The organism is Sphingobacterium sp. UBA5789 (genome assembly GCF_002418355.1).
Taxonomy (GTDB): domain Bacteria; phylum Bacteroidota; class Bacteroidia; order Sphingobacteriales; family Sphingobacteriaceae; genus Sphingobacterium.
In genome coordinates this window covers 364,490-390,010 of sequence record NZ_DIDX01000007.1, presented here as the reverse complement: position 1 = coordinate 390,010, position 25,521 = coordinate 364,490, and the positions used below count along the sequence as shown (strand labels likewise).

Below are 25,521 nucleotides of genomic sequence, written 5' to 3'. Positions count from 1 at the left end.
GATTTTCAAATGATTTTTATTTTTTTTGTTTTCAGGGTAATTTTTTTAGTGTATATTTTATAATAAATATTTTTATTCGAAAAATATTTACAATATTTGCTTTAAGTGTTATTTAAATTCTTGTTCTGTCCGTATTTCTTTTGGATTTTGCAACGAGATGATTTATATAAGCCAATTAACCAAAAATAGATCATTATGAATTTTTTATGTATATGCATAAGTACTCTGCTTTTACTTACTGTCAGTGTTACATCTGCTCAAAACGTTAAACTCTTTGAGGTAACACCAAAATCTCCAAATGTAGCTGGATTTGAAAAGTTTAAGGAAATTCCTGTTGGTTTAGGAACAGGTACCTTAGATCTTCAGATACCGCTTTATGATATAAAGATCGGCAATTTGACTATTCCGCTTTCTTTGAAATATAACAATAACGGATTGAAGGTAGATGAAATTCCATCGTGGGTTGGGTTAGGCTGGAATCTCTGGACAGGTGGGTATATAGTTATGCGTAGGAACGGTATATACGATTTTGATACACAAAAGGGCATGTTTCCACATGGTAAATATTCTTTAGACCGTTATTTTGCTAACCAAATGGGTGCTCAGGAGAAGTTTTATTATATGGAAGATATTATAGCAGGGAATATAGATTCCGAGTATGATGAATATAATTACAACTTTTCAAATCAAAGCGGATCTTTTATTTTTTTAAATGAATCTTCTGCCCGAACTAATCCTAGATCAGATATTAGGATTTCAAGAACAGCCTCAGGTTTTAAGATTATTGATGAGCAAGGAAATACATTCTTTTTTGAAGCTTTTGAATCAAATGATGTGGTTAATCCTATCAGCGTATCTTCTGACAGTCAGGGCGGTGGTGCCTATTATGTGACAAAGATTATTACAGCGGATAAAAAAATAGCAAATTTTACCTATAAAAGCTATGCTTTACAATACTCCAAGTCTACAGATTTTGTAACGTATAGTGATGCAATTGACTGCGGTCCACAAAATTCTATCGGTCAAAATGTAGCATTAACACGTATCACTTATATGCTTCCCGAGAGGATTGATTTCCCTTTGGGACATATTAAATTTGACTATTCTGTAAGGCCGAGGGAAGACCTTCGGAAAATTGATCCCAATAGTACGGTGCCCTATCTTACCGGATTTTCCGTTTCTAATGGAATTGGAAAAATATATGAATATCAGTTCAATATGGGATATTTCGATTCAGGAAGTCGTCTCAGGCTTAATGGAATAAGCCAGATAGGAACAGGACAATCATCAAAAAAATGGAATTTTGAATACTATGGTTCTAATGACGGATTTCCTGATTTTTTTTCAAAATCCAAAGATCACTGGGGATATTATAACGGAGCGTATTCAGGTAATAATATTCCTAAAGCTGATTATACTTCCCTGATTACCAATAGTTCTCGTGCCATGGGTTTTCTTACTCCTTCTGCAGAAAGAACAAGTAATTTTAAATTTGCTCGAATGGGTATGCTGAAAACTGTTGAGTATCCCACAGGTGGAAAGTCAGAATTTGAATATGAACAAAATCAGTTTTTATTTCAAAATTATAACAATGCCGTATTTTCACCCTGGATGCTTCCTAATAACACATCTACACAATATACAAAAAATATTGCCGGTACTGAAGTAAAAGACGGTACTACTGTTACAGGAAGTTTTACTATCCCTCCAGGAGGTGGATACTACAGATTCTCCTCTTACCGGATTCTTTCTCCGGATTATTTATACAGCCATCCGGAAGTTAGGTTTACGGGAACCAACTCTAATTCGATAAATACACTAAACCAAATTACAAATAAATGTGATTTTCCCGCCAGACAATGCATTAGTGATGAAGTTATATTTTTAGGGGCCGGGACGTATCATTACACTGTTACTGGATCCTACTATGAGCCTGGGACAGGAGGGATTTATTATTTATATGCAGGCTTCAATATTGCCGGAAAGGAAGATAATATAACCACTAATATTTATCCAGTTGGAGGGGGAAGAGTATTCCGTATTACTACAAGATCGGATGCTAATGCATTGCCACTGATAAAAAAATATAGTTATAATGATAGTCTCCATAACGTAAGCATTAAAAATATACCAAATTATATAACAGTGACAAATTCCGTCTCGGATAGGCTTCCACCTTATGGTTCAGCTATTGGTTGTGCGAGCTGCGGATTTTTATATACTGTCAATGAAGAAAATGTACAGCCTGTCGCAGGTGCTACTATTGAATACGGACTGGTCACAGAATACAACGATGCTTTAGGCATTTTGGGAAAGGTAGAAAAGAAACTTAATTTCTCTGAAAATATTGGTGGAAATTATACGATGCCTTATGTCGCTCCGGCTAATACTTCGTGGCGGGCAGGGACCCTGAACGCAGAAAAAATCTATGAGGAGATGCAATCCATACCCAAACAGGAAAATAAGTATTCATATTATGCGAACTACAGCGGTTCCCATATTAACGGACTTAAAGTGGCTTATGATGTTTATTGTCCGGTTAATCTTCTACAGAATACCTATAGAACAGCATTAGTTACTTTTATAAGTGAAGATTATAAACCCCTATCGAGTATAAAGAAATTGAATGAAACAGGAGTTTCAGTAGTACAAAATCAGATGCAGGAATATAATTCTGCAAGGCACCAGTCTCCTGTGGTCACATATCAGGATAATAGTGACGGGACACGAATATCAAACCTGGTAAAATATGTCTTTGATTACGACAATTTGACTATAGCTAATGATAATGCTGCAATGGGGTTAAAGCAATTGAAAAATGCCAATATCAATGTCCCTGTTGAAGAACTTACAGTTCGTAAAATCAATAATGTAGATTACATAACAGCTGGGACATTAAGAACATACAAAGTAAATCAGACCGTTCCTGATGAAATTTATGTCCTCGCATTAAGTAATCCAATTCCGTTAACTGAGTTTATACGTACATCTGTCAACGGATCCGGACTGTTTGTAAAGGATACAAGGTACAGGTCTGAACTGAAATTTGATATTTATGACAGTAATTCAAATATTCTGGAACAACATAGAAGAGATGGAATGAAAACAGTATATCTATGGTCTTACAGTAATCAGTATCCGGTAGCTGAAGTACAAAATATAGATTATGCTTCTTTTTCCAATGTCTTAGGCATTGGAAATATTACAGCCTTTACCAATTTGCCAAATCCGGACAAAAATTCAATTGAACAATTTCTGGCACCCCTGAAAAGTGTATTTCCAAATGCAACAATCAAATCGTATAGTCATATTCCTTTGATAGGTATGAACAGTAAAACCGATTCCAGAGGACAGACAGAGTACTATGATTATAACGGATCTGGAAGACTGATGGCTGTCAGAGATCATCAAGGCCATCTGATAAAAACATTTTGTTATAACTATAAAGGTGATCCGGTTGATTGTAATCTGTCGACAGCACTTGATATGCTCACACTCAGACTACGTTCATTAACCGGAAGTTCAAACCTAAGTTATGCGACCGTGCGTCATAGGGTGACAGGTGAGATTATCTCTACCTCCAAATTTCCGGATAATACGACGGAAACAGCCAGGCTGAATGTACCTATAGCCGATCTGCTATCCGGAAATCTGCTTCTTAAGTTCAGCTCGATGGCCTACAGGCCGATGTTTCCGGATTACCGTCCAGCCGTGAATTATCAGTATCAACTGGGACCTGTAGGGCCGCTATGGAAGATATCCAATGGTACAAGTGGAAATACAGCAAAGATGCTGGAAGTTCCTATGGAAGCAGGTTGGTTATTACCGGGGCAGGATTATACGATTACTATGGATGATGAATCTCCTTCAGTTGTGTCTCCTGTTTCTGAATTTTATACTTCTTCAGATTTTGAACAGATAAGCAGTAGTTTCACTTTGTCCGGAGGAAGAGTATCAGGTAGTCTGAATCTCAGAATCCTCTCCCAGCCTGTATTAGGCTATGGTGGTTTTGTATATGTAGGAGCATTTACCAATGATGCTTATATGCCTGCGGCAAACAGATCCTTCATCTCCGGGAACTGGCTGTGCGAGGTCAGATATGGAGCTTCTCCGAGATTACACATCAAATGGAATGGTAGTGGTAGTCCTCTCTGGTCGACGGGAAATCCGGTTTTCCTGAATATCAATTATAACAAGTAGCTCATGAGTATAAAAAGCTAAATACTAGTTTCATAACTAAACCATGGAGATCATGAAAAGACAGTTTTTATCCGCCATATCAACTTTATTAACCTTATCAACTCTATCAACCCTCTTCACGCTATCAACTGCTGAGGCGCAAAGTACAGATCTGACGCTGGATAGTTATAAGGGTCAGGGGCAGATCCGTGCAAAAGGAAGTGTCACACTGAAGCCGGGGTTTCACATCCCTTCAGGCAGCACCGTAAGGATTTATACCAGCAGCAGCCTGCAGCAACACCCTGCTTTACAGACACAGCCGAGCAGTAATCAAAATTATATCCTGACCCGTACTTTTCGAAAAGCAGGAGTCACGTTAGCTAACCTTTCTGAGTCGCGGACAGTGGAAGAGGAAAATCAAAGCATACAGTACTTTGACGGATTGGGACGTCTGACTCAGACCGTACAAGTCATGGCTTCACCTTCCCACAAAGACATAGTGCAGTATGTAGAATACGATGACTTCGGTCGGGAGCTTAAAAAGTATCTGCCTTATGCTGCTTCAGGAAATGTAAATGGCAACTATAAATCGGCAGCTGGAATTGAAGTGCAAAATTACTACAGCCCTTCACAAGGATGGGATGCAGACGTGAAAAAGACTACTGTACCCTTTTCAGAAACTTTATTTGAAAACAGTCCCTTAAGTCGGGTGCGGGCTCAGGGTGCTCCGGGAGAAGCATGGCAAATAAACAATGGACATGTCGTCCGTACAGATTATGGAACCAATACTGAATCAGAAGTCAGATTGTGGACGCTTAATACTAACGGAGACGGAGCGACATCGGGGTATTACATGCCGGGTAGATTATACAAGACAATTATTAAAGATGAAAACTGGACCAGCGGAAAAGCTGGCACTGTGGAAGAATTTAAAGATTTTGAAGAACGGACTGTATTAAAGCGAATGTGGAATATCAATGAACAGACGCAGCAGGAATATCCACTAAATATCTATTATGTGTATGATTATTTAGGAAATCTGCGATATGTACTTCCTCCAGCTGTCACATCAGGTAGTTTTACAGAAGCCAGTTCTGATTTTAGTAACTATATCTATGGATATAAGTATGATGAGCTTCAACGTATTATAGAGAAACATATTCCCGGTAAAGGCAAGGAAGAGTTTGTCTATAATAATAATGATCAGGTGGTGCTGAGCCGTGATGCCAACCGCAGAGCAGCCGGAGAGTGGCTGTTTACCAAATATGATGCATTCGGCCGTATAATTTTGAGCGGGATATATAGCAGTACGGAGAATGCAGCTGCGCTTAGCAATCAGGTCAACAGTAACGGACAGTCAGTAGGGCGGTTATGGGAAATCCCGGCCTCTTCGGACGAAGGTTATACCAATGATATCTTCCCGAAGAATATGATATCTTATCAACTTATACATTACTATGACCGGTATGATTTCCCCGGAAATGTATTTGGTAATCCGACGGGTAATCAGGCTTCTTTCGGACAGGTAAAAACTTTACTTACTGGCACAAAAGTAAGGACCATAGGTACACAGGAGATGTTATTAACTGTGAATTATTATGATTTGAAGGGACAAGTGGTTCAGAGTAAAAGTCAGAATCATATCGGTGGGACAGATATTGTAGACAATACTTATAGTTTTGTCGGTGAACTGGAGTCTAGTGTCCGCAAACACATCGTTAATAGCCAGACCACAAGTATCGCTACAACAAATGAATATGATCATACAGGACGGCTATCCTTTATGAAGCAAAGAATTAATAATCAGGATGAGGTCACTTTACTTACCAATAGTTACAATGAAATCGGTCAGCTGAAAACTAAGGCTGTAGGAGCTGATATGTCAGGTAATAATCCGGTAAATACTACTGCATATCATTATAATGAGCGGGGATGGCTGACTTCAAGCCGTTCGGATTACTTTAGTCAGCAACTGAGTTACCAGGCAACTGCAAAGGGAGCAATCCCGCAGTGGAATGGTAATATCTCCGAGCAGCAATGGGGACAGAATTTATCTGTAAATGAATATTTTGTCTATAGTTATGATCAGCTCAATCGGCTGAAAGAGGGGAGCAGTCCATCAGCTATGAAAGAACGGATGGAATATGATAATATGGGTAATATTCTGAAATTAACCCGTAATGATTCTCCTATCCATTACAGTTATACAGGTAATAAACTGAATTTGGTATCCGGTTTGGTAACAGGCGGGTATAGTTATGATGCCAATGGTAATGTTACGATGGATCGCAACAATATGCAGTATACATATAACTATCTTAATTTACCACTGCAGGTCATGCAGGGAACTAAAACTGTCACATATCAGTATAATGCTATGGGAGGTAAACTTCGTAGAAGTTCCGGTGAGAGTGGGCAACGTGATTATATAGTAGGCATAGAATATCAGAATGGGGTCATCCATCTTATTCATACAGGAGAAGGTGTGGCCATGCGGAAAACCGATGGTACTTATAGTTACAGATACAATCTGGCCGATCATCTCGGTAATGTGAGGGCAACAGTGTATCGTAATCCCGCAAATAACAATGTAGAAGTTTTACAACGTGATGATTACTTTCCGTTTGGATTACAAAAATCAAGCCCGGTCTCCGGCAATAATAAGTATCTTTATAATGGAAAGGAGAAACAGGAAGAGCTGGACGGCCAACTGGACTATGGAGCAAGGTTCTATGATCCGGTAATCGCAAGATGGAAAGTGGTGGATAAGTTAAGTGAAGTCTACAGAGAGGTTTCCCCTTACAGTTATGCACTTGCAAACCCCCTTAAGTTTATTGATAAGGACGGTAATTTTATTGTAGATAAGGACGGTAAAATAATTGCGACACCAAAACTTGATCAGAACGGCAGACAGATTATAAGGACAGCGACACACTCAGGGGCACAGTATATGGCCTTTACCATAAAGACGAATAAGGGAACTGAGGTAGAAGTCTGGAAATTGGCAAGTGAAAATAAAGCAGACAGAACTCCTCCTCCGGGATATGAAGTAGATCTGTCTACAAACTGTTATGGCTTTGTGCTTACGGATGGTGAATTTTATATGCCTATATATGATGTATACGATAATGCAGACGGTGTAACTACAAGTACTGTCAATGGGAATCAGGAAAATGCATCTTTATTTCTTAGAAGAATTCTTGAAGAAGAAGGGATTATGATAGATTACGCTACGGACGGGTCACATATTACTGCCCGTAATGCTCAGGATGGAGTGTATATGGAAGGATATCATATCTTTCGGAAAAAAAATAATTCCTGGCAGGCAAAGCATGGTTATTGGGGTCCTGTATATGATAAACCGGTGTCTGAGGCTCTTTCATTTGAAGGGGCAGCTACAACTAGAGATTTTTCTTCATTTGCTAAAGGTGAATTCTATCCCTATAAGGATAACCGGCCTATTAAAAACTATACCGGAGTAAATTATAATGTAAATATAAACGGGGTGAATTACAACAATTTAAACCTGGATGAGTTATTACGGATTATTAACGGATTTTTAAAAAATCAACCATAAATGAAATTAAGATGAGGTATATTATTTTTCTACTGCTTTTTGGTATTTCTGTCCACTCCTATGCTCAGCTCAAAATCTTTGTTACAAAGGAGAAAAAAAAGATGGATTATGATGGTTATCTGCTCCGTATGAAAGTGATCAAAGATGGAAAGAGTTATGAGACAAAGCCTGGAGATTACTATAGTTGGGTTTATTTCCTTAATAACTTTGATTTAAAGGACAGGGTCAGAATATTAAAAAAGCTAAGTAAGTATTTTGATGATTATTCTCTTTGCAGTAAAGCCGTGGAGCCCGTATTTCCGGGAGTAGGAATTCCGAGAACTGCAGACCGTTTTTCAACAGAAAAAAAATACAGCATTGCTGTTGAGGCAATGTTTCTAATCAACTGGATGATATTTGGGGATCATGCCTGTTTTATGTCTACCTATCCTATTTTATACAATAAAAAACAGGAAGTTCATATTGCTTATAATGATGTAAAGAGCATAAAAAAAATGGCCACTGTATATAGGAACTGGATCCTTAAAAAAGAGCAAGGTGAAAAGATGTCCTTATATGATATATTTCAATTTAACAATGGCGATATTATCTGGGGAGGAAGTCAAAATTTAGAAGACCCATCTACTGTAAGGTTCTTTGAAGACAGTTTTAAAATGGATAGTTTTTAGAATAAGTTTTGAGGTTTTACTTGAATTCGTTAAAATGAAATAGAAATAAAGCTATGAGATATATTATTTTTCTACTGCTTTTTGGTATTTCTGTCCATTCCTATGCTCAGAAACTCAAAATATTTGTTACCAAGGAGAAGAGCCATCTGGATTATGATGGTTATCTGCTCCATATGAAAGTAATCAAAGACGGAAAGAGTTATGAGACAAAACCTGGGGATTATGAAAGTTGGTTCTATTTTCTTCGAAATTTTGATTTAAAGGACAGGGTCAGAATATTAAAGAAGCTAAGTAAGTATTTTGATGATTATTCCCTTTGCAGTAAAGCTGTAAAAGCTGTATTCCCAATAATAGGAATTCCGAGAACTGCAGATCGCATTTCAACAGAAAAAAGATACAGCATTGCAGTACAGGCAATGTTTCTAATCAACTGGATGATATTTGGGGATCATGCCTGTTTTATGTCTACCTATCCTATTTTATACAATAAAAAACAGAAAGTTCATATTGCTTATAATGATGTAAAGAGTATAAAAAAAAATGGCTGCTGTATATAGGGCCTGGATACGTAAAAAGGAACAGGGTGAAAAGATGTCCTTATATGATATGTTTCAATTTAATAATGAAGATGTTATCTGGGGAGGAAGTGGGAAATTAGAAATGGAATCTACAAAAACCTTTTTTGAAGACAGTTTTAAAATGGATAGTTTTTAGTGTAAGTTTTTTAGGTTTTACATGAATTCGTTAAAAATGAAATAGAAATAAAGCCATGAGATATATTATTTTTCTACTGCTTTTTGGTATTTCTGTCCATTCCTATGCTCAGAAACTCAAAATATTTGTTACCAAGGAGAAGAGCCATCTGGATTATGATGGTTATCTGCTCCATATGAAAGTAATCAAAGACGGAAAGAGTTATGAGACAAAACCTGGGGATTATGAAAGTTGGTTCTATTTTCTTCGAAATTTTGATTTAAAGGACAGGGTCAGAATATTAAAGAAGCTAAGTAAGTATTTTGATGATTATTCCCTTTGCAGTAAGGCTTTAAAAGCTGTTTTTCCGAGAGTAGGAATTCCTAGAACTGCAGATCGTTTTTCAACAGAAAAAAGATACAGCATTGCAGTAGAGGCAATGTTTCTAATCAACTGGATGATATTTGGGGATCATACCTGTTTTATGTCTACCTATCCTGTTTTATACAATAAAAAACAGGAAGTTCATATTGCTTATAATGATGTTAAGAGTATAAAAAAAATGGCCACTGTATATAGGGCCTGGATACGTAAAAAGGAGCAAGGTGAAAAGATGTCCTTATATGATATCTTTCAGTTTAATAATGGCGATGTTATCTGGGGAGGAAGTGAAAATTTAGAAGACCCATCTACTGTAAGTTTTTTTGAAGATAGTTTTAAAATGCACAATTTCTAGAATAAATTTTGAGGTTTTAAAAGAACTGTTAAAAATGAAATAGAAATAAAGCTATGAGGTATATTATTTTTCTACTGTTTTTTGGTATTTCTGTCTACTCCGCTGACACGAGCGTATCGCTCGTGTACAAGTATCAGAGCTACCATCTACCGGAACACGAGTACAAATGCAGTGGAGGTACTGCAAAGAGATGATTACTATCCGTTTGGTTTACAGAAATCACCAAATCCGGTATATGGAAATAATAAGTGTCTTTATCAGCCAGTGGGCTGACAAGTGTTGGCAAAGAGAAGCAGGAGGAGTTAGGTGGCCAACTGGACTATGGAGCCAGATTCTATGACCCTGTGATTGGAAGATGGAATGTGGTGGATCCGTTGGCGGAAAAAATGCGTAGTTTTTCATCTTATGTATATGGTAACAATAATCCAATTCGGTTTATTGATCCTGATGGAATGTTATCACAATCTTTTTTAGATGATATTTGGAATAAATCTCAAAATGAGTCGACATGGACTAATCAAGGAGATGGAAGTTTTTCTGATGGGCAAGGACAGACAGTGCAGGACCCTCAAACACCTTTTGATTTAAAAAAAGGGAAACATGTGTTAGAACCATCAAGTAATGTATTTAGTATATTTTGGAATAAAATAGAGGCCAGGAAATGGAAGGATACTAAAACCGGAATAAACTATAGAGTCGGGGCAGATGGGAAAATTTTAGGCATAGCTCCTATAGGCGTGACTGGAGGATTAGAGCTTATTTCCGGAGGTGGTGCGTTATAAATTCTGAAATACAATCCAACCAAGTTGAAGACCTTGATTGCTACTGAAGAAGGTGTGTAGGCTGCTGAAAAAGTAGCGTCTACAGCGAAGAAAATGGCAGATAAGGATCCCTATATTTTTGCAGAACCTATATATAGGAAAAACATACATCTTAGATGGACATCATAGAATTAAAGCTGCAATACAAAATAATCAAACTATTAATGTTATAGAGTTGAATACAATACAGGCTCTTGATAAATTTAAAAGTGTTGTTCAAGATATACAGAAAGGACTATTTAAATGATGAGAATAGAAGAAATTATTATTGATTATTATGAATTTATACAAGGGTATAAAAATTTAATTGATATAAAAGGAATAGAAGAATCAAGCTTTATTAATAAAAAAAAAGGAGAACTTGGGTTATATAAATATCATTATCATGGAGCAGGTTGTCGTCTTGAAAAAGAAGGTGTAATTTGTGAATATGATTACTTGCCAACAAATGATTACCCTATTAAATTCTCAAGCTGGAAATTATTTGAGTTTATGGAGACAAATCCTAAATGGAAAACTCAAGATTATAATTTGGATGATGTCCATCATTCGCTAATGACATTAGTTGAAAAGAAAAAACTTTTTTTCTTAGATTTGAACGGGGTGATGTTCCCTATATTTCAAATAAAAGATGTAAGATTTTTAGATAGTTGAATTAAGTGGAAAAAATGTTTTAACCATTATTATCTATTTCGGAGAGGTTGTTTTTGTTAAAATAAATAGAAAGTCTAAAGGAAGATGTCTGATTTTTAAAATTTAGAGATGGTGATTTAAAGTTTAAGCGTTCAACGATTTATAATGCACCGGGAGTAGTAAGAAATTTACCTAAAGAAAAGCTTTAATGAAAATATTAATATACAGTTTATTTATATGGCTATTCTATAGTTGCAACAATAGGAATCAGGATCGTGTGATAATTGATTCTCCTAAACAAGAGATGTTGCCCAAAAAAACATTGGATTCTTTATGCCGAAGAGCAATTAATGAAGGTGATTTTGAGGCCTATCATGTGTTAGCTACAGAGTTTTTTGAGCAAATAAAAAACTATGAGCTTTATTATTATTCATTAATAATGGCAAATAAATACCAATGTCCTGAAGCTTACGAAAATCTATATATCATCTTAAATACCTCAATAACTATAAATGGTATAAAGATGTATAGTAATGATCGTCTTACCGAATATTTTTCTAAATTTTACCTCCTTAAGGCATATGAATTGGGATATGATAACGCAAAATATAGTATTCATGAAGCTTTTGGGGATGACACTATACCCCCGAAATCCTCTTTTTATCTGGAGAAAATAGAGGAAGAATATAAAAATATGGGTCCTAAGGATATCAACAAATAACTGACTCTCTAAAATTAGATTTTAAATTCCCCCCCTCCGTTGGCCCCCCGCTGGTGCGAGCGTATGGCTCGTGTACAAGTTATCAGAGCTACCATCTACCGGAATCCGACTACAAATAAATACAGTGGAAGTACTGCAAAGAGATGATTACTATCCGTTTGGCTTGCAGAAATCACCAAATCCTGTATATGGAAATAATAAGTATCTTTATCAGCCAGTGGGCTGACAAGTGTTGGCAAAGAGAAGCAGGAGGAGTCAGGTGGCCAACTGGACTATGGAGCCAGATGACACCTGTCCGCCTATTGGCGGATGATCCGGTAATTGGAAGATGGAATGTGGTAAATCCTCATGCAAGTTTGTATGATGCACATTCTCCCTAATCTTATGGTTTTAATAATCCTATTAAAGTTATAGATCCTAATGGTAAAGATGGAATTGTGACAGGGTCTGGTACTAAAGATGATCCATTTAGAGTAAAAGCAAACTATTACTATTATGATTTAGATGAAGATCAGATCAAAGGATTAAATGCAGCTGTAGCCCAATATAATAATGGGGAAAGGCTCATAGTTTTATAGATAAAGATGGTAACTCATATTACACTGTTATTGAACTTAAAGCGAGCGAAATTGGTGCCGAAGATATTGGAAGTACTTATGATATTGCTTATAAAGATAGAATTGAAATTGATGGGATAGAACGTCAATATGGAAATATAATTAGTAATGGGCAGTCGAGAAAAGGGGATTTCGGAAATGCAACAGGAACCACAATTAAGATAAATAAAGAGATGATTGAAAGTACCTTATGCAGTAATCCCGTAGGGGATCGAAATAAACTAATCGCAGGGACTTTTGTTCATGAGAAAGGACATAACTTAGGAGCAAGTCATGGGGATCCAGGTAGTATAATGAATCAAATGAATATGAATGAAATAGGAAGAGGGTCTAATACTATTGGAGCGGGTGGTACAGGAGTATACAATTATAGTTATCCCTCTAAACGGTAATGGTATTCGGACGATAATGGATAGAGTAAGTAATCCTAAATCATTAGAGTCTATGTATTTATCGCCAAAAGAGGTAAAGCGTATTATCCAACATAAAGATCTGGGTACCCCAGGAGCAATTTATAAAGAAAAATGATATGAAAAATTTATTTATATTCTATTTATTTATCTGCTCAATTCCCTTAACAGTGACAGGACAACAAAAAGAGTCTTCTTTTGCCGTAGAAAAGGTAAGAGTGCAAGGTTACTTAATTATTGAAGGGCAACAAGAAACGATAAGAAAGGGATCCGATATCCCTCGTAAATTTACGTTTGTTCCATTGAAAAAATTTAAAGACGAAAGTTTTTTTTCGGTTTATCAGCGAGAATGTCAACCGGTACACAATGACTTATTTATTCCGACTTCTTTTATGGAAGAAATTAAATCTGTTGAAATAAACACATTTTTGCGGAAAGCGTTAAATTCTCCATTACAATTGGAATGGGAAGACTGTGTGAATAATTCTTTTGAAGATTATTTGAATCAGCAAAGTGTTTTTTTTAAGGTTAAAGACTCAAATAAAGAGTTAAGTATTACATTTATAGACGGTATTTGGGGTAAAGTTATTGTACCTTTTAAGTATTCTGGTTCAACCTATATGGAGAGGTATAATATGACTAGACTGAAAAAGCTTGAAAATAGAGCTGAATTCTATGAATATTATTATCTGTTAGAAACTAAAAGCTTTTCTCCAGTAATTTTTATTAACGATGAATCATTGGTTAAGGTAAATTAATAGAGAATAAAGGTGCGCTTTAACTAAGACGCCAGGAGTGACATCATCTGCGGCAGATATTGTTAAAAGTTTGTCAAAGAGTTCCAATGTTGCTCATGTTGTTCAAGATGTGTCTAAAGTTGCTGCTAAGCCATCTTTGGTTACGCAAGCAGAAAAAATCTCAGGAACATTAATAGGCAGGCGTAATTCTGTTACGTTGTCAACGCCAAAACAGCAAATAAGATTTGATCTAAAGGGCAGAGCGCACGCAGGAATAGAGATACCACATAAACAAGTTTATAATAAGAATATGGTCAATGGAGAGGTGAAGAGTATAATTAGAGCGAGTAAGGAAACCGTTTCAATGACCCAACAAGAAATTAGAGCAGTAAGAAAATGGCTAGAGAAACAGTAAAGAGAAAGATCAGTTTGCCTCAATCTGAATTATTTAGAAACATTGCAGAGGTGGACTTGGGTGATACTTATTTGGATCTGCATAATGACTATGAATGCGTTAGATTAGAGTACAAAGTAGAAGATAAAGAATGTCGTCTTACTTTTAAGCGTGTCAATATGAAAACTGAGTCCAGTCATGAGCTAGTTGATTTAGTGTTTACTGATTCTGTAATGCAGACTTGTTCATTTGTTGTTGATGAAGGTGTGCTTAATGATTTTAAGACAATTGACCTGTTATATCGAGGTCGGTTTGAAAATAGTAATGGTCTAACTGAGTTTGATAGCTTTGGGCGATCGTTTTACTATATAAATTTTTATAGTGGAATACAGTTAAATGTGTTTGCAGTAGAGTTGATAGTTGAACTTTAGAACCTCCGTTGGGCCACCCGCTGGCACGAGCGTATCGCTCGTGTACAAGTATCAGAGCTACCATCTACCGGAACACGAGTACAAATGCAGTGGAGGTACTACAAAGAGATGATAACTATTCGTTTGGCTTGCAGAAATTTCCAAATCCGATATATAGAAATAGTAAGTATCTTTATCAGCCAGTGGGCTGACAAGTGTTGGGAAAGAGAAGCTGGAGGAGCTAGGCGGCGAACTGGACTATAGAACCAGATTCTATGATCCTGTGATTGGAAGATGGAATGCGGCGGATAGATTTGTTGAGAAATATTTTGATATTTCTCCTTATTCTTATGCAGGACTAGGCCTCATAAAAAATATTGATATTAATGGAGATAGTATTTGAATTACATCCTCTAATCCTATTCAAAAAGGAAATGACATTATTCAAAATATACTATCAATATTACAGGTAAAGTATAGAAAGCGGGTTCTGGATATACGTCTTCATCTCAGGTTACTTTGGCACTTAGTCGTAGATTGATTGCTCAAAAAGGTTCTACATCTGCAAAAAAATCTTACTTCAAAAACAATGAGACGCAAAATAATTAAATTTTACTTGATGATTGCATTGGGAATATTATTTTCTGCTTTACAAATGCGTTGCTCTATACATTCAATCAATTGTAGCGATATGAAGTACCTTTCTCTTGTTTCCGAAACAGAGAAAAACGGACAAAGCCAATATTACATAAATGCTTCATTCCCTTATAAATCAGAAGAATTTTTTTTTGAAAATGATAGGGTACGTATGAGAAAAAGCAATCTAAAAAAATCTGAAAAGATAAAATTATTAGAAGAATATCTATGTTTTTATCAGAACGATAAGCTTAGTATCAGGATGTATTCTCAAGCATATGGGAGAATCCAAAATAGGCTTAAAATATCAAGGGAGAAAATTAAATTTCCTCTCGAAATTGAGGCATTGTATTCACTGACAAGTTACCTATTTGATGAAAATGTAGCTATATCTCCTGTAATACTAAATAGGCGTACAGGAGAAGATTGTAATTTTGAGAGAAAAGACATAGACGCTGTTTATAAATTATATAAGAAATGGTTTAAAGAGATGAAGAGAAACGGATTTTCAAATATAACTTGGCCTTTGAAAGGTTCTGATTACATGTGGCTTGGAGAAGATGATGTAGATAATATTGAAATTTTAATAAAAAAAGATTTATAAGATGGTTTAGTTCATTACATTTCTGAGCAGAGATGATATTTAAGATTTTTTCAAAAAATTCTCAGGATCAAATTTATGTTATTAGAACAGGAGGGGATATTCGTGTTGATTCAATTAATGGATTCATTAATATTACTGATGATAGGGAATTATTTCAAAATTATTCTTTGGAAGACAAGATATCTATTTTAGCTGAATACTTAACGTTTGTAGGCGATATTAAAACAAGTAATAAGTTTTATAAATTTCGACCTTCTGTAGGGGAACAAATAACCCGTGGATTGGAAGTTCAAATAGAAGCTCTATCTTCTTTTTCAATGATGCTTATAAATGGTTATCCTTCAATTCGTCCCATATTATAAGCATACTAAAGAAAAGGTCATTTTAAATGAAAACTTGTTCAAAAAATATATGATTTTTATGAAAAATGGTTAGTTTCATCATAGATGCGATCTGGTATGGTAGATAGAATATTATATTTAATTACGGCCCTTATGCTTATTAATAGCTACTCTATAGGACAGCCTTATGTGGAAAAAATCATTATGCATGATAATAAAGCATATCTTACAGTATCATATAATAAGGATGTAGATTCAGTAATTTTTAGTGCAACACAGGGATATGTGAATAATCTGACGGATTTGGAAAAACTGGAGATGATTAAATGTTTATTAAAATTTGAAGGAGATACAACAATACATCCTGGAATGGTTCATCCTTTATATTTTGGAAATAATGCCAGAAATAATATTAGATTTTCGCCAAAGTCCAAATATTTTACAATTGAGATTAATGCTCTTTATTATATTGATAGGATTGCTTACGGAACGTATACTGACTATTATTCACCTGCTCCAGTACTGTATGATAATGTAGAGAATGTGGAGATAAACGATTGTCCTCAGAAAGTTAAATTGGTTTTTTCGGAATATAAAAAATGGTTTGATGAGTGTATAAAAACGGGGGAAATACCAAAGTATTTTCCTTTTAATGACGGGAGGTATGTTTGGTTATACGGTAAGAAATCCCGTTTTTCAAAAGATGGGAATTTGATCGAATAAATTCGTATTAATAATAAATTCGATGACAGTGTCAGATAACAGCTATCCGCCTCTTATCTGATAATTGTATAATGTGGAGGATAAATATAATATGCTTCGAATAATCCGATCAAAATAATAGATTAAAGTGCGAATTAGTAAAGTGTAAGGATGAAAATATAATTGTGAATTCAACAGGAATTAATAGATGCGATCTGGTATGAAAGATAGAATATTATATTTAATTATTGCCCTAATGCTTATTAATAGCTATTGTATAGGACAACCCTATGTGGAAAAAATTATTAAGAAAGATAATAAGGCATACCTTAGCATATCGTATAAGAAAGACATCGATACAGTATTTTTTAATGCAATTGAAGGTTTCAAGAATAATCTGACGGATTTGGAGAAATTGGAGTTGATTAAATGTTTATTAAAATTTGAAGGAGATACAACAATACACCCTGGAATGGTTCATCCTTTATATTTTGGAGATAATGCCAGAAATAATATTAGATTTTCTCCAAAGTCCAAATATTTTACAATAGAGATTGATGCTCTTTATTTTGTTAATCGTATTGCTTACGGGACATATACTGACTATTATTCACCTGCTCCAGTACTGTATGATAATATAGAGAAAGTGGAGATAAACGATTGTCCCCAGAAAGTTAAATTGGTTTTTTCGGAATATAAAAAATGGTTTGATGAGTGTATAAAAATGGGGAAGATACCAAAGTATTTTCCTTTTAATGACGGCAGGTATGTTTGGTTATACGGTAAGAAGTCCCGTTTTTCAAAAGATGGGAATTTGATCGAATAAATTCGTATTAATAATAAATTCGATGACAGTGTCAGATAACAGCTATCCGCCTCTTATCCGATAATTTTATGATTAGATGTTATAATGTGAAGGATAAATATAATATGCTGAAGTGTATGACGCAATAAGTCCTTATCAATATGCTTCGAATAATCCGATCAAAGTAATAGGTTATAGTGCGAAATTAGTAAAGGGTATGGATGGAAATATAATTGTGAATTCAACAGAAAATAATAGATGCGATCGGGTATGAAAGATAGAATATTGTATTTAATTACTGCCCTTATGCTTATTAATAGTTACTGTATGGGACAACCTCATGTGGAAAAAATGATTATGCAAGATAATAAAGCATATCTTAGCATATGGTATAAGAAAGGTATTGATACAGTGTTTTTTAATGCAATTGACGGTTTCAAGAATAATCTGACGGATTTGGAAAAACTGGAGTTGATCAAAGGCTTATTAAAATTTGAAGGAGATACAATAAGACACCCTGGAATGGGATTTCCTGTTTATTACGCTAACGATGCCAGGGCTATAAGGTTTTCACCAAAATCAAAATATTATACACTAGAAATAAGTTCTTTGTATTTTGTTAATCGTATTGCTTACGGAACGTATACTGACTATTATTCACCTGCTCCAGTACTGTATGATAATATAGAGAATGTGGAGATAAACGATTGTCCTCAGAAAGTTAAATTGGTTTTTTCGGAATATAAAAAATGGTTTGATGAGTGTATAAAAACGGGGAAGATACCAAAGTATTTTCCTTTTAATGACGGGAGATATGTTTGGTTATACGGTAAGAAATCCCGTTTTTCAAAAGACGGGAAATTGATTGAATAAATTCCCCCCGTTGGCGCGAGCGTATCGCTCGTGTACAAGTTATCAGAGCTACCATCTACCGGAACCCGAGTACAAATGCTGTAGAGGTACTGCAAAGAGATGACTACTATCCGTTTGGTTTACAGAAATCACCAAATCCTGTATATGGAAATAATAAGTATCTTTATCAGCCAGTGGGCTGACAAGTGTTGGCAAAGAGAAACAGGTAGAGTTAGGCGGCCAGTTAGACTATGGAGCCAGATTCTACGATCCTGTGATTGGAAGATGGAATGTCGTGGATCCGATGGCGGACCAGTACAGACTGTGGTCCACTTATAATTATACGATGAACAATCCGATCAGGTTTATTGATCCCGATGGGATGGCTGTTGAGGAAATCGAAGGAGGATTCAAGTATACCAAAGAAGATGCTGTAGCTATGTTCAGCCAATTGAAAAATGAATATTTGGATCAGGATGAACAAGATCCTCCTGAAAAATGGCGAAGTGGATTTGATTGGGGCCGTTTTACACATGATCTTAATTACAATAAGTCAAATTTTGATAAATGGCTTTTTGGTGCTGGTTTAGCTGCAACAACTATTGAGAATACACCAGGCTCTTTCAGGTTGTCTACCACTAAAAGAGGTATTAGCCCTAATTACTATCGCAATGCTTGGTCGGGAAATCAATACACTAGGTCCTTTAATATAGGGAAAGTTGGTAAGGGATTAGGTAATTTAGGAACTGGATTGGGAATAATAGCAGATGCATATGGAGTTTATGAATATACCGAAAAACCTACGTCAGAAAATGCAGTACATCCTGATAAGGCCGTTCTGAATTTAGGAGTAACGGCTTATAGTATGTATATCAATCCTCCTGAAGGCATAGCTTATGGTTTAATTGATAATTTTTTTCCTGGGGGATGGGGAAATGGTGTCGATTCAGGTTTTTTTTACGAACAAAATAAAATACAGTTTCAATTAGATAGGATCTCAAATGATGGCCCATATTATATTAGGCTTGTACCTTTGGGTTCGAAATAAAATTGAAGTAAATGAACAGAATGAAAAGAGCATATTATTATCTATTCTACAAGTTTTATAAAATGTCTGAATCCGCTCCCTCACGGTGGTTAAGTGATTGGAAAGCGGGGATTATTATTATTGTACTTGAAATATGGCTTCTGATAGGAACTATTGTGTATTATAATATTTTTATCAATAGATATTTTTACCTTAAAAAGAGTGATTTTATATTTATTGGTTTAATTGTGGTCATATTTAATTATTTCACCTTTATTCATAATGATGTTTGGAAAGTTTACACTAAAGAATTTGAATCATTACCTAAAGAAATAAATAAAAAGGGTAGCTGGGCAGTATTTGGTTTAGTATTGTTTGTCATTATGTTTGTTGTATTTGCATTTTACTTAAAATTTCAGATAAATTGGGGTCAATATAGATAAAGTATTAAGCAAGATTTCCTATTATCATACTTAGTAGAATGTTAAAATTGATATTCAGCATTTGATATCTTGATGAAATCACTCAATGGATTCGATTTTCCATTTATGAATGCCCTCCTTGTTACACATTTCCGTCCCCAAAAACCGGCTTAATTTGAAGTAATCCGTTAAAAGTTTATTAAAGTTGTTAATGTTAAGCAATCGATTGCGCTAATTTTATATTTTTGGGCAGACTTTATGAGAATATTAATCAATTTATGTGTGGAATTGTAGGATACGTAGGCGATCAGCATGCCTACCCCATTATTATTAAAGGGCTGAAGCGACTGGAATACCGAGGTTATGACAGCGCAGGAATTGCACTTCACCAGCAAACAAAGCTGGGGGTGTATAAGAAAAAAGGAAAAGTAGCCGAACTCGAAGAAGAGGCACTTGGTAAAGATATCAGTGGCACGATCGGAATAGGACATACCCGTTGGGCAACCCACGGTGAGCCGTCAGACCGCAACTCGCATCCACATGTGTCTTCTTCAGGAAAACTGGCTTTGGTGCATAACGGAATTATTGAGAATTATGCACAGATCAAATCTGAACTGATCAAAAAAGGCTATGAATTTCATAGTGATACCGATTCAGAAGTATTGCTCAATTTTATCGAAGATATCCGGATCAATAATGAATGTTCTTTGGAAGAAGCTATCCGTATTGCACTGAAAAGAGTAGTAGGGGCATATGTTATTCTCGTCATCGATGAGGATGATCCCAATACCATTATTGCTGCCCGCAAGGGAAGTCCTCTGGTTATTGGTATTGGCAAAGACGCACATTATCTGGCTTCAGATGCTTCTCCGATGCTGGAGTACACCAAAGAAGTGGTTTATATCAACGACTATGAACTTGCCATTGTAAGACCGGACGAACTGATTCTCAAAAATCTGGGCAACGAGCGGATCACGCCATATGTGCAAAAGCTTGATCTGGAACTTTCGGCTATAGAAAAAGGTGGATTCGAACATTTCATGATCAAAGAAATCTTTGAGCAGCCACAAACGATCTATGATTGCCTGAGAGGGCGCCTGGATCTGGTACAGATGGATATTCATATGAAAGGGATCGAGGAACAGGCAGAGGCACTGATCCGGGCTCCCCGTATTATCATATTAGCCTGTGGTACCAGTTGGCATGCCGGATTGGTTGCTGAATATATTATCGAAGAACTCTGCCGTATAAATGTTGAAGTCGAATATGCTTCAGAATTCAGATACCACAATCCCATTATCAATCCGGGAGATGTTATTATCGCTATTTCCCAAAGTGGAGAGACCGCCGATACGCTGGTCGCCATCGAGACAGCGAAATCCAAAGGAGCGATTATCCTGGGTGTAGTCAATGTAGTAGGATCTTCAATCGCAAGAGCATCACATGCAGGAGCGTATACCCATGCCGGTCCGGAGATCGGTGTAGCCAGTACAAAAGCTTTTACAGCTCAGCTTACTGTGCTCACCATGATGGCACTCAAAATTGCTAAAATAAAAGGGACGATCACAGATGAGCGGTTTGCGAAGCTGCTTATAGAACTGAATGCTGTACCGCAGAAAGTCAGTGATGTCCTGAAAAACCATACCGATATAGAGCGTCTTGCCGAAAAACTCACTTCAGCTAAAGGCTTTTTGTACCTGGGAAGAGGATACAATTTTCCTATAGCACTCGAAGGAGCCTTAAAACTAAAGGAAATCACCTATCTGCATGCGGAAGGGTATCCGGCAGCGGAAATGAAACATGGACCAATTGCATTGGTAGACGAGCATCTTCCAGTTGTATTTGTAGCTACTAAAGATGCTTATCACGAAAAGATCGTCAGTAATATGCAGGAGATCCGTGCACGTAAAGGAAGAGTATTTTCTGTCATTACCGAAGGAGATGTGATCTCACCAACATTATCGGAAGAGGTCATGATTGTGCCGGAGGCAGATGAGATTATTGCACCAATACTGTCCGTAATCCCCTTGCAGCTGCTTTCCTACTATCTGGGAGTGCTAAAAGGTCTGGATGTAGATAAGCCCAGAAATCTTGCTAAATCAGTAACTGTAGAATAACGACTATAACTACCCTGTGAATAGAAGCGAAAGTGTCCGGATGAGTATTCTGGACGCTTTTGTTGATTTTTATTTTTCCTTCTATATGAATAAAATACAAAAAGGTCAGCTTTCCAACCTGGGACAACAATTTATAAAAGCCGAATATCTGGCACCCGGACAGGACGAGTATGAATTACGTTATGAACAATTACCACGCAGTGACCGGTTTCATCATCTGACACAAGAGCAGATCCAAATCCTACGCAGCAATGGTAATACCACTGATAACTGGTCTAATATCCTGATCACAGATCATTTTATTCCCGAACAGATTCGCGGGTGTAGATTCTACGGCCTGAATCGTATCGGAGATATGGAGGCGATCTATCTGGATTACCGGGAATTGCGACTGCCAACAGGAATCTATCATTCGACCATAGTCAGTTGTGATATTGGTAATCATGTAGCCATTCATGAAGTGTCCTATATGTCTTATTTTATTATTGCAGATGAGGTCATCCTTTCCAATATCGATGAAATGCAGACCAGTTCAAAAGCAAAGTTTGGAAATGGTATTTTGCGTACCGGGGAGTCTCCTGATGTACGCGTCGCATTAGAGCTTCGCAATGAAAACGGCGGGCGTAAAGTATGGCCGTTTGACGGAATGCTGTTGAGTGATGCTTATTTGTGGACACGCCATCGGGATGATGAGGTCTTTCAGTCCAAATTGGAACAAATGACCAATGCACGTCATACTCCCAAAAGAGGGACATACAGTACGATCGATACCGGCACAGTTATCAAAAATTGTCAGGTAATAAAAGACGTCAGAATTGGCGGACAAGCGTACATCAAAGGAGTCAATAAATTAAAAAATGTCACCATTCATTCTTCCGAGACTGCGCCTACACAGATCGGAGAGGGCTGTGAGCTGGTCAACGGGATTATCGGAGAAGGCTGCAGGATCTTCTATGGTGTCAAAGCTGTACGGTTTATTCTTGCTGCTCATTCCCAGTTAAAATACGGTGCGCGACTGATTAATTCTTTTTTAGGTGAGAATTCCACAATTTCCTGTTGTGAAGTGCTGAATTCCCTGATCTTTCCGGCTCATGAACAGCATCACAACAATTCATTCCTCTGCGCATCCCTGATTATGGGACAAAGTAATATGGCAGCCGGTGCCACAGTAGGTTCCAATCATAATTCCCGTTCACCCGACGGAGAGATTGTAGCCGGAAGAGGATTCTGGCCCGGACTGTGCGTGAGTCTTAAACACAACTCCCGTTTTGCATCTTATACCCTGATTGTAAAGGGAGACTTTCTGTACGAAATGGATATCCGTATCCCGTTCTCTCTGGTGAGTAACCATACGACAGAAGACCGGCTTATTATTGTACCCGGCTACTGGTTTTTGCATAATATGTATGCCTTAGCGCGCAATCCAAGTAAATACGAAGCCAGAGATAAACGATCAGAAAAGAAGCAATATTATGAATATGATATTCTGGCACCTGACACGGTCAATGAACTTTTCGAATCATTGCAGATCATGAAAGTAGCAGTAGCAAAGGCTTATTATTCCACTGAAATACTAACAGATCAGGAAGCGATACTGCGGGGAACAGAAATTTTAGAGTCAGATGAAGATATCAGTCATCTGGATATTCTGCTGGATCATTTTGAAAATTCCAAACGAAAGGTTCAGCTTATGAAAGTAAGACAGGGATATAATCTGTTCAAAAAACTGATCCGCTATTACAGTGCATCGGCATTGGCTGCTTACAGTGATCAGATGGAGTCTGCACTTGAGTTACTTCTGCAGGACGTATCATGGGAAAGAGAAAACTGGGTGAATATCGGAGGTCAGTTAATTCCGGTATCGAGATACAAGGAGCTGATTCATCAGCTCAAAACGGATCAACTTAATTCCTGGGACGAAGTCCATGACTATTATTTTGCGCAAAGTGACCAGTATGTACAGGATAAAACTATACATGCAGTGTCGGCACTGGCAGAACTGAATCATCAGAAAGTTGCTGCAATTACAAAAGAGCAACTGATTTCATTATTTGAAGAAGCATTGGAAATCAAGCAATGGATTACCGATGAAATATATCAGACACGGGCTAAGGACTACCAGAATTCATTTAGGATGATGGTTTATGATTCAAAAGAGGAAATGGATAAAGTAGTCGGAGCTTTGGAAAACAATAGTTTTATCAGGCAGCAAAAAGACGAGTTTAATTATTACCACCAGCGTATTGCGGATAAGATCGCACAGCTGAAATCCTGATGACTACACGTAGGTTCGAAGAAAAGATAACTTTAATCAGGACTACTGGAATAGTGGTTTGAGGTTCTCATCCGGGTTGGCTACTGATACCTGTTCCAATCCGGGTGAGGATTCAGATGCTCTGAAAAAATCAACACTATCAGCGGTTTGATCTGTTAAAATTGCGTTGCATAGAACGGATGCGCGCTTCATTTTTGCCATCTACACGTGAAGCTACAGCCCAGATTGCTGCAGGTAGCCAACCGATCAATGTACATTGCAGAATCAGGCATAATATACCTGAAAAGATCTTCCCTCTCAGAAAAAAAGAAAGCCAGGGCAATAATACGGCTATTAAAATCATAATATAAGGTTTTTTTAATTATAGGTAAATATAAGTATAATTTACAATATGATCAGCAGCAGGGCCGAAACAGCTACCAAAGCCATAACCAGTACCCGGAATTGTTTTTCCGGAAGTACCCTTATAATACGGATTCCCAGATAGCCACCTAACAGAATAAAAGGAATAGCGAACATATTGAGAATAATCCCTGCCCAGGAAAGATTGTGCCATACAAATAATTGCAAGGGAATCTTAGTGTAGTTTAATATCATAATAAACCATGCTCCTGTAGCGACAAAGGCATATTTAGGTAATTTTCGGGACAACAGATATACCGATAAAGCTGGTCCTGCAGCATTTCCGATCATAGTTGAAAATCCCGCAATAAATCCAAATAGCGGAGCGTACCAGCTCTTTTCAGCTACATTCGAGACCGATTTACTCTTTTCGATCCAGATCATAATACCTACACCACTCAGGATACATATTCCCATTAATATGCGGAATAACTGGTCATCCATATTATTGGCCAGAAATAAACCGCCCAATAGCCCGACAAAAGCAGCAGGCAACATTCCTTTAATCTCCGACCACCGGAATTGTTTTCGGTAATAGATCACTGCAATCAGATCGGCCATACAGAGTAAAATCAGTACAATTCCGGTAGAATAGCGCGCTCCGAACAGAAAAGCAAACAGAGGTACAGCAAGTGTACCAATATTCTGTACACCTGTCTTGGACATTCCGATGAGCATTGCACAAAAGAAGTACAATGCCCAATGATAGGGAGAGTGCACCAGATCAAAAGCTTCCTGCATA

At 36.8% G+C, this 25,521-nt stretch carries 27 protein-coding genes and 1 pseudogene; 26 read left to right on the top strand and 2 right to left on the bottom strand.

Translation table 11 applies throughout. The features are described from left to right. Nucleotides 1-195 precede the first annotated feature (195 nt). The 26 genes and pseudogenes from B4B65_RS19045 (at nt 196) to B4B65_RS18930 (ending at nt 24,377) form a co-directional block, all read left to right on the top strand. Nucleotides 196-4,200, top strand: coding sequence for a hypothetical protein (locus B4B65_RS19045; protein WP_293917928.1), 4,005 nt, complete (start codon nt 196-198; stop codon nt 4,198-4,200). Between the two features lie 52 nt (nt 4,201-4,252). After that, nucleotides 4,253-7,756, top strand: coding sequence for a DUF6443 domain-containing protein (locus tag B4B65_RS19040; protein ID WP_293917926.1), 3,504 nt, complete (start codon nt 4,253-4,255; stop codon nt 7,754-7,756). 128 nt (nt 7,757-7,884) lie between these two features. Next, nucleotides 7,885-8,424, top strand: coding sequence for a hypothetical protein (locus B4B65_RS19035; protein ID WP_293917924.1), 540 nt, complete (start codon nt 7,885-7,887; stop codon nt 8,422-8,424). A 53-nt stretch (nt 8,425-8,477) separates the two neighbouring features. Next, entirely contained in the window at nt 8,478-8,981 is a 504-nt protein-coding gene (locus B4B65_RS19030; RefSeq protein WP_293917922.1) for a hypothetical protein, read from the top strand. Then, nucleotides 8,965-9,138, top strand: a complete 174-nt coding sequence (locus B4B65_RS19025) for a hypothetical protein (protein WP_293917920.1) — start codon at nt 8,965-8,967, stop codon at nt 9,136-9,138. The genes B4B65_RS19030 and B4B65_RS19025 overlap by 17 nt, the downstream gene beginning before the upstream one ends. A gap of 55 nt (nt 9,139-9,193) precedes the next feature. Then, nucleotides 9,194-9,853: a hypothetical protein gene (locus B4B65_RS19020; protein WP_293917918.1), complete on the top strand. Its 660-nt coding sequence runs from the start codon at nt 9,194-9,196 to the stop codon at nt 9,851-9,853. A gap of 248 nt (nt 9,854-10,101) precedes the next feature. Next, a complete protein-coding gene (locus B4B65_RS21655) occupies nt 10,102-10,635 on the top strand; it encodes an RHS repeat-associated core domain-containing protein (protein ID WP_313271037.1) in 534 nt (177 codons plus the stop codon). A 118-nt stretch (nt 10,636-10,753) separates the two neighbouring features. Then, entirely contained in the window at nt 10,754-10,921 is a 168-nt protein-coding gene (locus tag B4B65_RS21715) for a hypothetical protein (protein ID WP_409590180.1), read from the top strand. Then, nucleotides 10,918-11,328, top strand: coding sequence for a DUF6896 domain-containing protein (locus B4B65_RS19010; protein ID WP_293917916.1), 411 nt, complete (start codon nt 10,918-10,920; stop codon nt 11,326-11,328). Before B4B65_RS21715 ends, B4B65_RS19010 begins: the two co-directional genes overlap by 4 nt. Before the next feature lie 187 nt (nt 11,329-11,515). Beyond that, nucleotides 11,516-12,028 carry a hypothetical protein gene (locus B4B65_RS19005; protein ID WP_201678507.1) on the top strand — a complete coding sequence of 171 codons (513 nt, stop codon included), beginning with the start codon at nt 11,516-11,518 and terminating at the stop codon, nt 12,026-12,028. 188 nt (nt 12,029-12,216) lie between these two features. Continuing rightward, nucleotides 12,217-12,408 (top strand): hypothetical protein, encoded by a 192-nt coding sequence (locus B4B65_RS19000; protein ID WP_236581915.1) that lies wholly within the window; start codon nt 12,217-12,219, stop codon nt 12,406-12,408. 194 nt (nt 12,409-12,602) lie between these two features. Then, on the top strand, nt 12,603-13,037 hold the full coding sequence (locus tag B4B65_RS21710) for a zinc-dependent metalloprotease family protein (RefSeq protein ID WP_414712297.1): 435 nt from the start codon (nt 12,603-12,605) through the stop codon (nt 13,035-13,037). A gap of 137 nt (nt 13,038-13,174) precedes the next feature. Then, complete coding sequence (locus B4B65_RS18995; RefSeq protein WP_293917913.1) at nt 13,175-13,813, top strand: hypothetical protein; 639 nt, start codon at nt 13,175-13,177, stop codon at nt 13,811-13,813. Nucleotides 13,814-13,850: 37 nt separating this feature from the next. Then, nucleotides 13,851-14,207: a polymorphic toxin type 24 domain-containing protein gene (locus B4B65_RS18990; RefSeq protein ID WP_293917911.1), complete on the top strand. Its 357-nt coding sequence runs from the start codon at nt 13,851-13,853 to the stop codon at nt 14,205-14,207. After that, entirely contained in the window at nt 14,189-14,617 is a 429-nt protein-coding gene (locus B4B65_RS18985; RefSeq protein WP_201678511.1) for a hypothetical protein, read from the top strand. Before B4B65_RS18990 ends, B4B65_RS18985 begins: the two co-directional genes overlap by 19 nt. Nucleotides 14,618-14,804: 187 nt before the next feature. After that, a complete protein-coding gene (locus B4B65_RS18980) occupies nt 14,805-14,999 on the top strand; it encodes an RHS repeat-associated core domain-containing protein (RefSeq protein ID WP_201681732.1) in 195 nt (64 codons plus the stop codon). 288 nt (nt 15,000-15,287) lie between these two features. Then, complete coding sequence (locus B4B65_RS18975; protein WP_293917909.1) at nt 15,288-15,836, top strand: hypothetical protein; 549 nt, start codon at nt 15,288-15,290, stop codon at nt 15,834-15,836. A 32-nt stretch (nt 15,837-15,868) separates the two neighbouring features. Then, nucleotides 15,869-16,198 (top strand): hypothetical protein, encoded by a 330-nt coding sequence (locus B4B65_RS18970; protein WP_293917907.1) that lies wholly within the window; start codon nt 15,869-15,871, stop codon nt 16,196-16,198. A gap of 96 nt (nt 16,199-16,294) precedes the next feature. Then, on the top strand, nt 16,295-16,900 hold the full coding sequence (locus tag B4B65_RS18965) for a hypothetical protein (RefSeq protein ID WP_293917905.1): 606 nt from the start codon (nt 16,295-16,297) through the stop codon (nt 16,898-16,900). Between the two features lie 199 nt (nt 16,901-17,099). After that, the gene (locus B4B65_RS18960; RefSeq protein ID WP_293917904.1) at nt 17,100-17,705 is read left to right on the top strand and encodes a hypothetical protein; all 606 of its coding nucleotides are present in this window, start codon (nt 17,100-17,102) and stop codon (nt 17,703-17,705) included. A 249-nt stretch (nt 17,706-17,954) separates the two neighbouring features. Next, nucleotides 17,955-18,557, top strand: coding sequence for a hypothetical protein (locus B4B65_RS18955; RefSeq protein WP_293917902.1), 603 nt, complete (start codon nt 17,955-17,957; stop codon nt 18,555-18,557). 178 nt (nt 18,558-18,735) lie between these two features. After that, nucleotides 18,736-18,861, top strand: a pseudogene (locus B4B65_RS18950) (hypothetical protein); the annotation flags it as partial. A gap of 21 nt (nt 18,862-18,882) precedes the next feature. After that, nucleotides 18,883-19,584, top strand: coding sequence for a hypothetical protein (locus tag B4B65_RS18945; RefSeq protein ID WP_293917900.1), 702 nt, complete (start codon nt 18,883-18,885; stop codon nt 19,582-19,584). 11 nt (nt 19,585-19,595) lie between these two features. Further along, nucleotides 19,596-20,006 carry a hypothetical protein gene (locus B4B65_RS18940; protein ID WP_293917898.1) on the top strand — a complete coding sequence of 137 codons (411 nt, stop codon included), beginning with the start codon at nt 19,596-19,598 and terminating at the stop codon, nt 20,004-20,006. A 257-nt stretch (nt 20,007-20,263) separates the two neighbouring features. Continuing rightward, a complete protein-coding gene (glmS, locus tag B4B65_RS18935) occupies nt 20,264-22,102 on the top strand; it encodes a glutamine--fructose-6-phosphate transaminase (isomerizing) (protein WP_293917896.1) in 1,839 nt (612 codons plus the stop codon). A gap of 16 nt (nt 22,103-22,118) precedes the next feature. After that, nucleotides 22,119-24,377 carry a DUF4954 family protein gene (locus B4B65_RS18930; protein ID WP_293917894.1) on the top strand — a complete coding sequence of 753 codons (2,259 nt, stop codon included), beginning with the start codon at nt 22,119-22,121 and terminating at the stop codon, nt 24,375-24,377. Nucleotides 24,378-24,516: 139 nt separating this feature from the next. Here the strand turns inward: B4B65_RS18930 and B4B65_RS18925 are convergent, their stop codons facing one another. Beyond that, nucleotides 24,517-24,720, bottom strand: coding sequence for a YqaE/Pmp3 family membrane protein (locus tag B4B65_RS18925; RefSeq protein WP_201678516.1), 204 nt, complete (start codon nt 24,718-24,720; stop codon nt 24,517-24,519). A 41-nt stretch (nt 24,721-24,761) separates the two neighbouring features. Next, nucleotides 24,762-25,520: a sulfite exporter TauE/SafE family protein gene (locus B4B65_RS18920; protein ID WP_293917892.1), complete on the bottom strand. Its 759-nt coding sequence runs from the start codon at nt 25,518-25,520 to the stop codon at nt 24,762-24,764. Nucleotide 25,521: the final 1 nt, after the last annotated feature.